The sequence below is a fragment of the Paenarthrobacter sp. YJN-5 genome (assembly GCF_015040095.1).
GTDB classification, from domain to species: Bacteria; Actinomycetota; Actinomycetes; order Actinomycetales; family Micrococcaceae; genus Arthrobacter; species Arthrobacter ureafaciens.
This window is the reverse complement of sequence record NZ_CP053544.1, coordinates 2,105,903-2,119,675: the sequence shown is the minus strand read 5'-3', so window position 1 is coordinate 2,119,675 and position 13,773 is coordinate 2,105,903. Positions and strand designations below refer to the sequence as shown.

Genomic DNA, 13,773 nt, shown 5'->3' with positions numbered 1-13,773 from the left:
TGTTGCCCGCTAAGGAGTCTGCACAGCAGCGAGAACGGCGTCGATGACCGTCTCAACGGAGACTGCCTCCACAACCGCGTCGAAGCCCAGGACAATGCGGTGGCGAAGGATCCGGTGCGCCAATTGCTTGACGTCCTCGGGAATGACGTGGTCACGTCCCTTGAGCAGGGCCAGCGCCCTTGCGGCCTGGCTGAAGGCAATGCTTGCCCGGGGGCTCGCGCCGAACTCAACCAGCCGGGCCAGCCTGGGTTCAAGGTATTGGGAAGCGTTGCGTGTGACGTACGCCAACCCGACGATGTAGCGGACGATCGCGGGGTCGATGTAGACGCGGCCCACCAGCGTCTGGAGCTGAACCACCGAGTCAAGGGACGCAGCGGCCGGAGGTTTGCCTGCGGGGTCGAACACGCCGGCGTCTATCCGCCGGATAATTTCGGCTTCTTCAGCCGGGGAGGGATAGTCCAGGACATCCTTGAGCATGAAGCGGTCCATCTGGGCTTCGGGCAGCCTGTAGGTCCCCTCCTGTTCGATCGGGTTCTGGGTGGCCAGTACCAGGAAGGGCTGCGGAAGGGGGTAGGACTGGCCGCCGATGGACGTCTGCCGTTCCTGCATGGCCTCCAACATGGCACTCTGGGTTTTGGCGCTTGAGCGGTTGATTTCGTCGAGCAACACAATATTGGCGTGCACCGGACCGAGCTGCGTGATGAAGGTTCCCTTGGCGGCATCAAAGATCTGGGTCCCGGCGATGTCGCTCGGCAGGAGGTCGGGGGTGCACTGGATCCTTCGGAAATCGGCGCTGACGGCGTCCGCCAAGGCCTGCGCTGCGGTGGTCTTGGCCAGCCCCGGGAAACTTTCCAGGAGTACATGGCCGCCCGTCATGAGTCCGATCAGGAGGGTCTCACGGAGCCGTTCCTGGCCCACTACCTTGGCGTCGAAGCTGCGGCTTATGCTGCCCGCGAGTTGCTGTGCCCGGGCCATTTCCGGTGCTTCGATTCCGGCCATGGCTGTGTTCTGAAGCACGCGTGGTCCCCTCATTGGCATTCAATGTCCGTACCGGTCCCGGCGTAACGCCACGGGTCCCGATATTTGGCCACTCTATCCAAGCCGCCGCCTCGAATGCTTGCAATGGGGACCCCTCCCCATGCGGACGCCGGAGGTCTATCCTTTTGCCATGCATCAGCTACCAGCCGCTTACCAGAGGTACCTCGACAGCCAGAACCAGCACGTCATTGATGCCGTACGTCCCGTGTTGCTGCAGTCAGCCGCCGACCAACGGCACGGGGTCCGCATCACGTACAACCACGGCCCAACCGGGCACCAGGCCCATTTGGACGAGTCCATCCCCTACGGCGAAATCGTCGAGGACATCGACTAGTTTCCTGACGCTGCGGTGGGCATCAGCCTTCCAGCAACAGCCTCTGCGCCCTCGGGGCCAGCGTGTGCTCGAGGACCAGGCACGCCGCTCCAATGGCGCCCACGTCCTCACCCACGCCCGAGCCCACCACGTCAATGCCATGGATCATCCGGGCAGCGCTGTTCTCGGTAATAAGGGCAGGGACACGGTCCAGGAAGTACTTGGACATCCTCCCCCAGAAAGGTCCGCCGAAAACCACACGCTCGACATCGAGGGTATTGGTCACCACGGAAACGGCCCTGGCCACCAGCACCGCCGACTTCTCCAGGATGGCCACAGCCCGCTCATCGCCGGCATCGGCTTTGTCGCACAACATTGCATGGCGTTCCTGAACGGCCGGAGCGTCCGCGCCCTCAGCGTGCCCATCCAACACACCCTGCGCTTCAGCCTCCGCCACCAGCACCTGCGGGATGCAGGAGGACTTCACGCAACCACGGAGTCCGCAGTCACACTCAGGACCATCGGGATCCACGATGATGTGGCCTATTTCTCCGGCGTTTCCGGACGTGCCGCGGACAACTTCGTCGTTGAGCACCAGCCCGCAACCAATGCCGGTTCCCATGTACATAAACACGAAACTGCCGGCGCCACTGACCCCGCCCGCCCAGGTCTCCGCCACCGCGGCGCTGGTGACATCCTTGTCCACGAGGGTTTCCAGGCCTGTGGCTTCAGCGAGGGCTTCGCGGATGCTTACCCTGTCCCAGCGGGTCAACAACGGCGGTTCCACCACGGAGCCTTCATTGAGATCGATCGGGCCAGGAACGGCTACGCCCAAGCCGGCGATCTTGGACTCATCCACCCCGGACTCATCGATGAGGCCCCTGATTTGCTCCGCGATCCCGGTAATCACCAGGGCCGGGTCGCCGCCGGGGGTGGCCATCCGGGAATGCCGGACAACATCGCCCAAAAGATCCAGCACAACGAACGTGATGACCGCGGGGTCCAAGTGGACTCCCACGGCATACATGCCGGAAGGATTCAGCCGCAGGATGGTCCTGGGCTTGCCCGGACCGGAGCCTTCCTTGCCGGCTTCGACAATGAGTTCCTGGTCCAGCAGGCGCCGCGAAATGTTGGAGATCGTCTGCGGGGAAAGGCCCACGACCTTGGCCAGTTCCACGCGGCTGAGCCCGCCCGGGGAGCGTCGGATTGCTTCAAGGATGACCGTCAGGTTGAAGTCACCCATGCGGGGTAGGTTCGTTCCGCGCCTCGGTGCCGGCGTCCGGGTCTCAGTCACGGATTCCCCTTGTCTAGAGAAACAACTCATTGATGTTGACGTTTGTCAGAATCGTACGTCAGCCCCCTTCAGAGGGATATGCACGCCTTGAACTGAATGGGAAACGGGGTACGACGACATTGAATTCTATGTGACGTCCCCCGCACTCCTGTGTTTCATGACACCGCCGGGCGCGGCGCACTACCCCTTCACGCTGCGGGTCACCGTGAACTTGGGATTGCGGCCCACCACCACCGTGTCCCCGATCAACCGCTCCAAGGCCGCGCGGTAGTGCAGATGGGAGTTATAGACGGTCCACAGCTCCCCACCGGGGGCGAGAACCCGTGCGGCGGCCTCGAACATCTTCAACGCCGCACCGGCGTGGACGCTCGTTCCAAGGTGGAAAGGCGGATTAAGGAGGATGAGGTCGGCACTGGCCGGTTCGAAGATGGACATGGCATCGTCATGGATGACCGTAACCTGGCCGCCGACGGCGTTCGCCTCAACGGTTCCCCGCGCCGAGGCCACTGCTGCGGCCGACTGGTCCGTAGCCCGCACGCGGGCCACCGGGTGCTTCCGGGCGTACATCGTGGCAAGGATCCCGGTTCCGCAGCCCAGGTCCACCACCCTCGCCGCTTCCGGCATTTTGTCCAGGAACGTCAAGAGGTACCGCGTGCCGATGTCCAGCCGCGCTCCGGAGAACGCAGCACCATGGGCGCAAACGTCTATGCCAAGTTCGGGGAGGTGCTGCGTCACGGGATACGGCGCAGGTCCTGCCGGGGGTTTAGGGTCCGTAGCCAAGAGCACCCGCGACTTCCGGCGCGCCAATTGGGGCTGGACACTGGAGAAGTACTTCTCCAGCACAGCGTTCATCGACAGGGACATGTGCTTGACCCTTCCGCCTGCGAGCAAGACCGCATCTTTGGCTGCATGGCGCGCAACGGCGTCGACGATTTCCTCCAGCTCACCCAGCGACTTCGGCAACTGCAGAAGTACCAGGCCGACCCCGGCGAACAGTTCGGGAACAAGCTCGAAGGTCTCGTAGCGGCCTTCCAGTCCGGCCGCAGCGGCGTTGCGTTCCAGGGCCACCCTGCCCGTGTACAGGTCCTGATGGACTTTGACGTGCCCGACGCCGGGTCCCGCCACTGTGCCGAGAGTCGCCACTGCATCAAGAGTCTCCACTGCACCCAGGGTCAGGGCCCCGTAGCGGTCGCCAATGACGGCAACGTCAATCCCCTCGGCCACGAACTCAGCAGCGTGATCCAACAACAGCCTGTCAGTAGCGTCATACGCCAAGAGGTTGGGCGCTTCCACATCCGGAAACCTGCCAAGGCTGCTGAACAGTGCCTCGAGGTCGGCCACAGCCACGTCCTTACCCACTTTCCTTCATGATTGGTCCTGCACATGTTGACCAGGAAATTCCTGCGCCATGCCCCTCGACTTCGACGCCGGGCGGGAGGATGGTTGGTTCTGCAACCGACTATCGCCCAGCACTGGGCACTGGTCCCGGCCAGCCCGCGAGCCCGGCACCGGGTCCATCACCAAAACGGCTCCCCTCCCCTGCGAGCAAGCCATGAGTGTCAATGTTGTCACGCAACTCCAAGTGAAATCCCACAACTCGCCCGACGAATCACGCCGGCCTGACAAGACTACGGTGGACGTCGTTACTGTTGGCGACTACACAGTCGGAAGATACACGTTCGAGCCGGGGTGGACCTGGGCCGAATGCATCAAACCCGTGGTGGGGACCGACACCTGCCAAATGAGCCACGTTGGGTATTGCGTCTCCGGGGCGCTGGACGTCGAAACTACCGACGGCGGGAAAATCAGTATCTCCGCCGGTGATTCCTACACCATTCCCCCAGGCCACAACGCCCGGGTGGTAGGCGACCAGCCGTTCCAAGGCATCGAGTTCCTCAGCGCAGCCGACTTCGCCCGCCCCTCGGAGTGACGAACCGTCCTGTGTATCCGGCACGAACGAAAAAGGCTCCGCTCAAATGAGCGGAGCCTTCGTCCGAAGTGGAGCTGAGGGGACTCGAACCCCTGACCCCCTGCATGCCATGCAGGTGCGCTACCAGCTGCGCCACAGCCCCGGACTGATCGCCTCTTGGAAGTTCCCTTCCTGCCGAAGCAACTCGTCAATACTACATACAAGTTCCGCAGATGCGAAATCAGCGAATTTCGACAGAAGGACCAACAGCCAGCGCCATGGACGCTCGACGGTTGCGTCACGATCGGCCTGTTCCGACACAGCTATTGGGGTACCTCGTGGGTATCCGGCTTGCCTGCACAGAAGAAAGCACAATAGCTTGCCCGTTACCGACGAACAACTCAACAAAGACATCCTTGGAGCTGCCGATCAGGACACTGCCTTGAAGGTGACGCTCTGCACTTTTTTGTGGCTTGACTCGGTCTTAGTGGGTCACTTTGTCGATTGGGGACCGGACCTTTATCACATTGGCCTTGCCGGGCACGTCGTTGCCCTCACCCTTGCCTTCGGTGCCATTCTGGTCGTGGATTGGCTCGGGTTGCTATGGCTCCTAGGCAAGGTCCGGATCCATGAACCCAGCAAGCTGGAGGCTCTGGCAAAGCCACTAATCTGGGGCGGGATGACCCTGCTCCTGCTCACCGGAGCACTGATCCGTCCGGACCTCGGTAACCCGGTCACCTGCCTCAAACTGATATGTGTTCTGGCTCTGATGTTGAACGGACTGGCTATCGGTCCAACTATGCATCGTCTGGGCACCATGCCGGCGCGAACGCGCTTTGCAAACCTCGGCCGCCGGATTCGTCTGCGGCTGCTGGTTTTAGTCACGGTATCCCAGGCCTGCTGGTGGACAGCGGTGCTTGCCGGTCTCACGACCACGACCATCCGCCGCTGGTCCGGAACCTAAGATCCAGCGGGAAAAAACAAAGATCCTCCCTACCCCGGACTCAGTCGGCGGTAGGGAGGATCTTGTTGGTGGAGCTGAGGGGACTCGAACCCCTGACCCCCTGCATGCCATGCAGGTGCGCTACCAGCTGCGCCACAGCCCCATATTCGCGTTGTTCGGTTTCAGGCCTTTCAGCTCTTCCGGCCGAAGCAACTCAAATATCTTAGAACAGCGTTTTCGGTAATTCCAAATCGGGCATATTCCGAGGTGAAAGCGTTAGCTGAGCTCGGACTCGTCGCCCGATGCAGCCTTAGCCGATGCGTCGTCGCCGAGTTCGAGGTCAACCACAGGGCAATCCTTCCAGAGTCGCTCCAAAGCGTAGAACACGCGGTCTTCGGCATGCTGGACGTGGATGACGATGTCCGCGTAGTCGAGCAGCACCCAACGGCCTTCGGAACGGCCCTCGCGGCGCACCGGGCGGAGATCCTGCTTCAGCAGTTCCTCTTCGATGCCGTCAACGATCGCATTGACCTGGCGTTCCGTGGGCGCGGAAGCGATCAGGAAGATATCGGTCAGTGCCAGGCGCTCACTGACGTCCAGGGCAACGATGTCCTCGGCCAGCTTCTCGGCCGCGGCGCGCGCAGCGTGGCGGGCGAGGGTAATGGATTGTTCGTGTGCAGACAAAGGTACTCCTTGTTGTGGCCGGACGGCCGCTATTTGTGGCAAACGCCGTTGTCAGCGGGTCTAGCCGCTGGTGATCATGATGATGCCGACGATCAGGGCAATGAGCCCAGCCGCCAGGACGCCGTACTGCAACAACCTGTTGCGCTGCGCACGGGCCAAACCTGCGGTGCCGGCATCGAGGGGGTCAAGCCCATAGGCCGTGCTCGCGGACACTGGCGCCCGCTCGGCGTCCTGCCCGGATTCGACGACGGAAGTACGCTTTCGGGCGTTCCGCGCCACAGCCTCCGCGCGGGCCAGTACACCTGCACGGCCCCGGGGATTCCGGGCGGGCCCCTGCTTGGTTTCGGTCGTCGGGTTGGGAGAGGTCACGAGCGGCACGAAAGTGGTACTCGGCCGCTTCATCACCGGACGTTCCACTCCCGGAACCTTCACGAATTCCAAAGGGGTGACCATGGCCAGGTTGTTCGCCGTCGACGGCCCGGAATCGAGGGTCGGAGACTTTGCCGCAGATTGCTTAGCCGCGGTAGCTTTGCCCTGGTCCCCGGATTTCTCCTGCCGTGCCTGTTCAGCCAGCTTCTGCTTGGCGGCGGCACGCTTATTGAGGACGGCTGCCCGCTCCGCCAAAGCGATCTGCTGCGCCAGAACCTCAGGATCCACGGCAAGGGGGTCCTGTTCGGCGATGTGCTCCAGTTTGGACGTCTGGTTCTGCACCTGCGCGGCAATCAACTCGCGGACGGCGAGGGCCTGTTCGACCGACATGTCCGCCTCGGCCGGCGACGTGTATGCGGCATCGGCGCGGTCACCACCGGGGCTGGGCTTTCCGGACGCCGGAGCGGATCCGGGCTTTTCAGGCGCTGGCTTTCCAAGGCCTGGCTTTTCCTGGGCCGGCGTCGCAGTTCCCGACGTGGCAGCGCCCGGCTTGGCCGGGGCGCCAGGGGCCGATATGCCCTTCACGCCTTCCTTGGCTACGCCTGCGGACGTGGAACCCGCGGCCGGAACAATGGGGTTGGCCGACGTCGCCATCTCGGCCTGCAGCTGCTGCAGGCGAAGCTGCCTACGCGTGGGCGGACCACCGCCGGAAAGCTGTTCTTCCTTGTCAGCGAGTTCCTTGATGGCGCGCAACGCTGCACGGTCGCGGGCGCGGATCTGCGAGGAACGTTCGGCCGCGGCCGACGAGACGGCATCAACCGGGGCATCGGCAGCGCGACGATTCCGTGCGACACCTGCCGGGCGGTTGGCCTGTTGCTGCTGGGCGGACTTCGCTTCAGCTGGCTGGGCCTGGGCAGGACTGGCTTCGGCAGGCTTGGCTTGGGCAGGCTTCGCTTGAGCGGGCTGGGCTGGTGCCGGCTTTGCCTGAGCCTGCTGCTTGGCTTCAGCCGACGCAGCGGACCCGGCGTCGTCAGTTCCGACAGCCGGCGCCGAAGCTTGCGCCTGCTCTTCCCGGGCACGTCGAAGTTCGCGCCTGCTGCGGATGGGTCGCTGTTCCTGGCTGCTCATTAAAAACTCATTCAGTACGTGCTTGGTCGTCTGATCCGGTCAGTGCTGGTGCCAACTCTGCTGCGTCCGGGTGCGGTGCGTACAACCCGTACTTGGCGATGTACTGTACAACCCCGTCAGGTACCAGGTACCAGACCGGGTTGCCCTCGTTCACGCGGTTTCGGCAATCGGTGGACGAGATGGCCATGGCAGGTACCTCAAGGAGGCTGACATCCTCATCCCGTCCAAGGTTGTGCAACTCGTGCCCCGGCCTGGTGACGCCCACGAAGTGCGCCAGGGACCACAGTTCGTCCACATCTTTCCAGGACAGGATCTGCGCCAGTGCGTCCGCGCCGGTGATGAAGAACAGGTCGGCATCGGGGCGCTGATCGCGGAGGTCGCGGAGGGTGTCAATGGTGTACGTCGGACCGGGCCGGTCAACGTCCACCCGGCTCACCGTGAAGCGGGGATTGGATGCCGTGGCGATCACCGTCATCAAGTACCTGTGCTCAGGCTTGCTGACCTCTTTGTTCGACTTCTGCCACGGTTGTCCCGTAGGCACGAACACGACTTCGTCCAAAGCGAACTTGGCCGCAACCTCACTGGCAGCCACAAGGTGGCCGTGATGGATGGGATCAAACGTTCCACCCATCACGCCCAAGCGGAGCCTGCGCTCCGAATCCCCGCGCGGTGTTGCAGCGATGATGTTAGTGGCCTGCGTGGTGGGTGTGCTTGTTGGGGTGCTGGCGGTGCGGGTCCGCGTGCTCCTCGACGGCCTCGTGGCGGTTACCGAGGTTGGTGTAGGAAAGAGTCACAAACATGAGGACAAGCAGGATGGCGAACATCACGATCCCGAAGACCCACGGCTCGGCCCAGAGCGGAGCGGGCTCGTGGCCGCCTTCAGTTTGGGCGGCAATGGACGTGGCGATCTGCTGAAACAGCATCTTCTCCCCTAGTTGGTTCTCAAGAAATGACGACGGCGGGCGTTCCCGCCGTTCCGGACTTCTGTTCTATGTTACAGCGTTGCTAGCTGCGGACCTGGCCCTCGCCTTGGACGATCCACTTGGTGGTGGTCAGTTCCGTCAGGCCCATGGGTCCGCGGGCGTGCAGCTTCTGGGTGGAAATGCCTACCTCGGCACCAAGGCCGAGTTCCCCGCCGTCGGTGAACCGCGTGGACGCGTTGACGATCACTGCAGCAGAATCCACTTCCGCAATGAACTTCTCGGCATTGGCGAGGTTATTGGTGAGGATGGCCTCAGTGTGCCCCGTAGTCCAGGTACGGATGTGCTTGACCGCTTCGTCCAGGGAGTCCACCATGGCAACGGCCAGGTCCAGATCCATGTATTCGGTAGCCCAGTCCTCGTCGTCCGCAGGCACCGTTTCGACGTCGGGACCCAAGGCAGCAGCAATGCGTTCGTCAACGTGAAGCCTGACGCCGGCTGACCGCAGCGCCTTTGCGACGGCGGGGAGCACAGTGGCGCCCGAGTGAACCAAAAGCGTTTCCACCGTGTTGCAGACGCTGGGCCGCTGGGTCTTGGCGTTCAGCAGGATTTCCACCGCCATCTTTTCCGAGGCGGATTCGTCGATGAAGATATGGACGTTCCCTTCACCCGTCTCAATGACAGGCACGGAAGAGTTGGTCACCACGGTCTGGATGAGGTCACGCCCACCGCGCGGGATGAGCACATCCACCTTGCCACGGGCACGCATCAGGACGTTGGCGCCTTCGCGGCCGAACTGGTCCACGGTTTGGACAGCATCCGCCGGAAGCCCTACGGAATCCAGGGCTTCACGCAAGATGCGCACAAGCGCCTCGTTGGTATGGGCAGCGGCCGAGCCACCGCGGAGGATCACGGCGTTGCCGCTCTTGAGGGCCAGTCCGGCAATGTCCACGGTGACGTTCGGGCGGGCCTCGTAGATTGCGGCCACAACCCCCATGGGTACGTTCACCTGGCGCAGGCGCAAACCGTTGGGCAGGGTCTGGCCGCGGACCACGTTGCCCACGGGATCAGGGAGGCCTGCGAGGTTCTCCAAAGCCGCAACGAGTCCCTCAATGCGGGCAGGCGTCAGGGTAAGCCTGTCAAGGAGGGCAGCGGAGGTGCCGTTGGCCTTGCCTGCGGCCACGTCTTTGGCGTTGGCCTCCAGGACCTGCTTCTGCTGCTCCAGCAAGGATGCTCCGATGGCACGGAGCGCGCGGTCCTTCCAGGCCCGGTTGGCTTGGCTCATGCGGCGGGCAGCCTTGCGGGACCGGTCGGCGATCGCGTAGACCGCGCTTTGGACATCTTCGGGCGTAACCGGGACAGCGCCTGCCACGGGGCTTGCCGGCGTCTGGCCGGAAGCACCGGAAACGTCGGAAGTCACAAGGGCATCGGGGGTCAGCGCTTCAGTCATGCTCCAAGTTTAGATGAGCGGGGCGCGCGTACGAGCACCAAGTCATCAACATGAACAACTTCACGGTCATAGCCGCGGCCCAAGGCCTGGCCCAGCTCCTGCGTGGTGCGCCCGAGCATGCGGGGAAGCTCCTCGGAGGAATAGTTGACCAGGCCACGGGCGACGACTGTTCCGTCCAGGCCCACCATCTCCACGGGGTCGCCGGCTTCGAATTCGCCCGTGATGTTCGAAATGCCCGCGGGCAGGAGTGACCTGTGCCTGTCTCGCACGGCCTTCACTGCGCCGTCGTCGAGCACCAGGCGTCCCCGGACAGTGGCAAGGTGGGCCAGCCACAAAAGCCGGACCGGCTTGCGGTTGCCGTTCACAGCGAACCAGGTTCCAACGTCCTCGCCCGCGAGGGCGGCTGCGGCGTTGGCGGTGGACGTCACCAAGGCATGGATTCCGGAGCTTGCGGCGATGGAGGCAGCCTCAACCTTGGTCATCATCCCGCCGGTACCCACTCCGGCTTTGCCGGCCTTGCCGATGGTGATGCCTTCCAGGTCCTGCGCTCCGCGCACCAAGGAAATGCGCTTCGCACCGTGGGCGGGCGGCCCGTCATAGACGGCGTCGACGTCGGAAAGGAGCACCAGGGCATCGGCGCGCACCAAGTGGGCCACCAGGGCCGCAAGGCGGTCGTTGTCACCGAAGCGGATTTCGTGCGTTGCGACGGTGTCGTTCTCATTGACCACCGGAACGACTCCGAGGTTCAGCAGCCTGTTCAGGGCGCGGAAAGCATTGGTGTGCTGGGTCCGGCGCATCAGGTCGTCTGCGGTGAGAAGGACTTGGCTGACGGTGACTCCGTGGGCGTTGAACGCCTGCGTGTACCGCGCCATCAACAGCCCCTGCCCAACACTGGCCGCTGCCTGCTGGGTGGCCAGGTCCTTGGGACGCTTGGCCAGGCCCAGGGGCGCCAACCCCGCCGCGATGGCACCGGAGGAAACCAGGATGATCTCGGCACCGGCATTGCGCTTCACTGCCAGGGCATTCACCAAAGCCGTCAGCGACTTCTCGGAAATACCGCCCTTGATGCTGGTCAGCGACGAGGAACCCACCTTGACGACGATGCGCTTGGCTTCGGCAAGCTCGCGGCGCTGGTGGAGGCCTGCTTCCGGTGCTTCGAAAGTGCTAGTCGTCATCACCGTTGTCCAGGTTGCTTTCCTTGACGGTTTGGGCACGACGGCGGCTGGCGGATTCCGTCCAGATGCCCGCCTTGCGCTCGGCTTCCAGTTCGGCGCGCGCGGCAGCCTTGGCCTCGCGGCGCTCAAGCTGCTCCTCGCGCTTCTGGGCACGGGTGGGACGATCGCCGATGTCGGCGATGCGGATGTCCGTGCCGCGCGGAGTGGCAAGGAGTTCGGCACCGGCCATCATGGTGGGTTCCCAGTCGAAGACGACGCCGTCGTCTTCGCCGATCACCACGGTGTCTCCGGGCTTGGCCCCGACCTTGAAGAGTTCGGTTTCCACGCCCAGCTTGGCAAGGCGGTCGGCGAGGTAGCCGATAGCTTCCTCGTTGGTGAAATCAGTCTGCTTGACCCAGCGCACGGGCTTTTCACCCAGGACACGGAAGAGCGGCTCGAGGTTCTTCTCTTCGCGGCGGATCCGGAAACCGGCCTCGTTGACGGCGCGCGGCCGCAGGACCTGCGGGGCAACCTTGGGCGGTGCAGCCTTGACGGCGTCACGGGCAGCCTTGACGATCTCGGCCATGGCGAAGCTGAGCGGGCGCAGGCCTTCGCGGCTGGTGGCCGATACTTCGAACACGCGGTAGCCGCGGGCTTCGAGGTCCGGCCTGACGAATTCGGCCATGTCCTTGCCGTCCGGCAGGTCCACCTTGTTGAGCACCACCAGCTTGGGGCGTTCGTTCAGGGGAACCACTTCCCCGTCCACTCCCGCGTAGCTCATGTCAACGGCGTACTTCTCAAGTTCCGCTTCAATGATGGCGAGGTCGGACAGCGGGTCCCGGTCCGATTCGAGCGTTCCGCAGTCCAGCACGTGCACCAGCGCCGCGCAACGCTCGACGTGGCGGAGGAAGTTGTGGCCGAGGCCGCGGCCCTCGCTGGCGCCTTCGATAAGCCCGGGCACGTCCGCGATGGTGAAACGCACGTCGCCGGCCTGGACCACGCCCAGGTTAGGCACCAACGTGGTGAAGGGGTAGTCGGCAATCTTGGGCCGGGCTGCCGACATCGCGGCAATCAGGCTTGATTTTCCGGCGGAAGGGAAACCGACCAGGGCGATGTCGGCAATGGACTTCAGCTCCAGGACGATGTCGCTGGATTCTCCCTCGATTCCCAGGAGGGCGAACCCCGGAGCGCGGCGCTTTTGCGAGGAGAGTGCTGCATTGCCCAGTCCCCCGATGCCACCGGCAGCTGCAACGAACTCGGTTCCTTCTCCGACCAGGTCTGCCAGGACCTTTCCGTCCTTGGTCTTGACCACCGTGCCGTCAGGAACGGGAAGAACCAGTGTTTCCCCGTTCTTGCCGTCACGCCAATCACCCATGCCAGGGCCGCCGTTGGTGGCGTGGCGGTGCGGGGCATGGTGGTAATCAAGGAGCGTGGTGGTCTGGCTCGAGACACGGAGGATGACGTCGCCGCCATTGCCCCCGTTGCCGCCGTCGGGCCCGCCCAGCGGCTTGAACTTCTCGCGCTTGACGGAGACACAGCCATGGCCGCCGGTACCGCCGGATACGTGCAGGACTACCCGGTCTACAAAGCTCGCCACGTGAATCTCCTCTATTGCTGTCAACAGCGCGAACGCCTTGCCCAGTGCGCCTGGCGCCCTGAACGATTGTAATGCGGTTAAAAGAACAGTGGAGCGGACCTGTTGGCCCGCTCCACCGGTTCAGAAAGTGTTGTTACTCTGCGGCAGCAGCAGCAACGATGTTCACCACGCGACGGCCACGGCGAGTACCGAACTCAACCGCACCGGCTTCGAGGGCGAATAGGGTGTCGTCGCCACCGCGACCGACGCCTGCACCGGGGTGGAAGTGGGTGCCACGCTGGCGAACGATGATTTCGCCTGCGGAAACTACCTGGCCACCGAAACGCTTGACGCCGAGGCGCTGTGCGTTGGAGTCACGACCGTTGCGAGTGGAGCTCGCGCCTTTTTTGTGTGCCATGTGAAATGCCTGCCTCTAAATTTCTGGGGAAACTGAAATCTGAACTACGTAACGGACGTTACGCGATGCTCGTGATCTTGATCTTGGTCAGTTCCTGACGGTGACCCTGGCGCTTCTTGTAGCCGGTCTTGTTCTTGAACTTCTGGATGACAATCTTGGGACCGCGGAGGTCTTCCAGGATCTCAGCCGTGACCTTCACCTTGGCCAGGTCCGCAGCAGCGGAGGTGACCTTGTCGCCGTCAACCAGGAGCAAGGCGGGCAGCTCAAGCGTGCTGCCGGCTCCACCGGGGACGCGGTTCAGAGTTACGTAGTCTCCAACGGAAACCTTTTCTTGGCGGCCGCCTGCGCGGACAATCGCGTACACCACTTGGGTACTCACTTCTCTCGACGTTTCTTACTAAATTTGCGTGCGGAACCCCGAACCGGAATCAGGCCTGGTTCACGCTGTGCCTCAACGCCGTGGACTTCAGATCGAAGCCCGCGAGTCATCCCATGAACAATTCCAAGGGGCATAACCCAAGTGTTGGCGTAAGCACCGAAGATCAAGATTACGCTAGTTTGACCTTCAGCTGCAAAT

15 protein-coding genes and 2 tRNA genes are annotated in these 13,773 nt (G+C 63.3%); 3 read left to right on the top strand and 14 right to left on the bottom strand.

The genetic code is table 11. From position 1 onward, the window contains the following. Positions 1 to 9: 9 nt before the first annotated feature. Positions 10 to 1,017: a MoxR family ATPase gene (locus HMI59_RS10130; RefSeq protein ID WP_193593550.1), complete on the bottom strand. Its 1,008-nt coding sequence runs from the start codon at positions 1,015 to 1,017 to the stop codon at positions 10 to 12. Between the two features lie 151 nt (positions 1,018 to 1,168). Between HMI59_RS10130 and HMI59_RS10125 the strand changes: the two genes are divergently transcribed. Next, the gene (locus tag HMI59_RS10125) at positions 1,169 to 1,372 is read left to right on the top strand and encodes a hypothetical protein (RefSeq protein WP_370583580.1); all 204 of its coding nucleotides are present in this window, start codon (positions 1,169 to 1,171) and stop codon (positions 1,370 to 1,372) included. A 22-nt stretch (positions 1,373 to 1,394) separates the two neighbouring features. On the opposite strand, the gene HMI59_RS10120 is transcribed toward HMI59_RS10125, so the two are convergent. Both HMI59_RS10120 and HMI59_RS10115 read right to left on the bottom strand, forming a co-directional pair. After that, a complete protein-coding gene (locus tag HMI59_RS10120; protein WP_227471606.1) occupies positions 1,395 to 2,645 on the bottom strand; it encodes an ROK family transcriptional regulator in 1,251 nt (416 codons plus the stop codon). A gap of 180 nt (positions 2,646 to 2,825) precedes the next feature. After that, the gene (locus tag HMI59_RS10115) at positions 2,826 to 4,004 is read right to left on the bottom strand and encodes a class I SAM-dependent methyltransferase (protein WP_227471605.1); all 1,179 of its coding nucleotides are present in this window, start codon (positions 4,002 to 4,004) and stop codon (positions 2,826 to 2,828) included. 193 nt (positions 4,005 to 4,197) lie between these two features. Between HMI59_RS10115 and HMI59_RS10110 the strand changes: the two genes are divergently transcribed. Continuing rightward, positions 4,198 to 4,575 carry a cupin domain-containing protein gene (locus HMI59_RS10110; protein WP_031215993.1) on the top strand — a complete coding sequence of 126 codons (378 nt, stop codon included), beginning with the start codon at positions 4,198 to 4,200 and terminating at the stop codon, positions 4,573 to 4,575. A 69-nt stretch (positions 4,576 to 4,644) separates the two neighbouring features. Here the strand turns inward: HMI59_RS10110 and HMI59_RS10105 are convergent. Then, positions 4,645 to 4,717: transfer RNA gene (locus HMI59_RS10105), tRNA-Ala, on the bottom strand. A 216-nt stretch (positions 4,718 to 4,933) separates the two neighbouring features. Here HMI59_RS10105 and HMI59_RS10100 point away from each other — a divergent pair. Beyond that, on the top strand, positions 4,934 to 5,518 hold the full coding sequence (locus HMI59_RS10100; protein WP_227471604.1) for a hypothetical protein: 585 nt from the start codon (positions 4,934 to 4,936) through the stop codon (positions 5,516 to 5,518). Between the two features lie 66 nt (positions 5,519 to 5,584). Here HMI59_RS10100 and HMI59_RS10095 read toward each other — a convergent pair. From HMI59_RS10095 to rplU, 10 genes are all read right to left on the bottom strand, one after another. After that, positions 5,585 to 5,660: transfer RNA gene (locus HMI59_RS10095), tRNA-Ala, on the bottom strand. Positions 5,661 to 5,773: 113 nt separating this feature from the next. Continuing rightward, positions 5,774 to 6,181: a ribosome silencing factor gene (gene rsfS, locus HMI59_RS10090; RefSeq protein WP_062096976.1), complete on the bottom strand. Its 408-nt coding sequence runs from the start codon at positions 6,179 to 6,181 to the stop codon at positions 5,774 to 5,776. Positions 6,182 to 6,241: 60 nt separating this feature from the next. Further along, positions 6,242 to 7,678 carry a hypothetical protein gene (locus tag HMI59_RS10085; protein ID WP_193593549.1) on the bottom strand — a complete coding sequence of 479 codons (1,437 nt, stop codon included), beginning with the start codon at positions 7,676 to 7,678 and terminating at the stop codon, positions 6,242 to 6,244. A gap of 7 nt (positions 7,679 to 7,685) precedes the next feature. Continuing rightward, positions 7,686 to 8,309 carry a nicotinate-nucleotide adenylyltransferase gene (gene nadD / locus HMI59_RS10080; RefSeq protein ID WP_205679774.1) on the bottom strand — a complete coding sequence of 208 codons (624 nt, stop codon included), beginning with the start codon at positions 8,307 to 8,309 and terminating at the stop codon, positions 7,686 to 7,688. A gap of 55 nt (positions 8,310 to 8,364) precedes the next feature. Next, positions 8,365 to 8,601: a hypothetical protein gene (locus HMI59_RS10075; RefSeq protein WP_021470679.1), complete on the bottom strand. Its 237-nt coding sequence runs from the start codon at positions 8,599 to 8,601 to the stop codon at positions 8,365 to 8,367. Positions 8,602 to 8,683: 82 nt separating this feature from the next. Then, positions 8,684 to 10,048 (bottom strand): glutamate-5-semialdehyde dehydrogenase, encoded by a 1,365-nt coding sequence (locus tag HMI59_RS10070; protein WP_193593548.1) that lies wholly within the window; start codon positions 10,046 to 10,048, stop codon positions 8,684 to 8,686. After that, positions 10,045 to 11,223 (bottom strand): glutamate 5-kinase, encoded by a 1,179-nt coding sequence (gene proB / locus HMI59_RS10065; RefSeq protein ID WP_166185378.1) that lies wholly within the window; start codon positions 11,221 to 11,223, stop codon positions 10,045 to 10,047. The genes HMI59_RS10070 and proB overlap by 4 nt, the downstream gene beginning before the upstream one ends. Continuing rightward, a complete protein-coding gene (gene obgE / locus HMI59_RS10060) occupies positions 11,213 to 12,799 on the bottom strand; it encodes a GTPase ObgE (protein WP_021470682.1) in 1,587 nt (528 codons plus the stop codon). The genes proB and obgE overlap by 11 nt, the downstream gene beginning before the upstream one ends. A 133-nt stretch (positions 12,800 to 12,932) precedes the next feature. Beyond that, positions 12,933 to 13,196, bottom strand: a complete 264-nt coding sequence (gene rpmA, locus HMI59_RS10055; protein WP_021470683.1) for a 50S ribosomal protein L27 — start codon at positions 13,194 to 13,196, stop codon at positions 12,933 to 12,935. Between the two features lie 58 nt (positions 13,197 to 13,254). Continuing rightward, positions 13,255 to 13,563: a 50S ribosomal protein L21 gene (rplU, locus tag HMI59_RS10050; RefSeq protein WP_021470684.1), complete on the bottom strand. Its 309-nt coding sequence runs from the start codon at positions 13,561 to 13,563 to the stop codon at positions 13,255 to 13,257. Between the last annotated feature and the right edge of the window lie 210 nt (positions 13,564 to 13,773).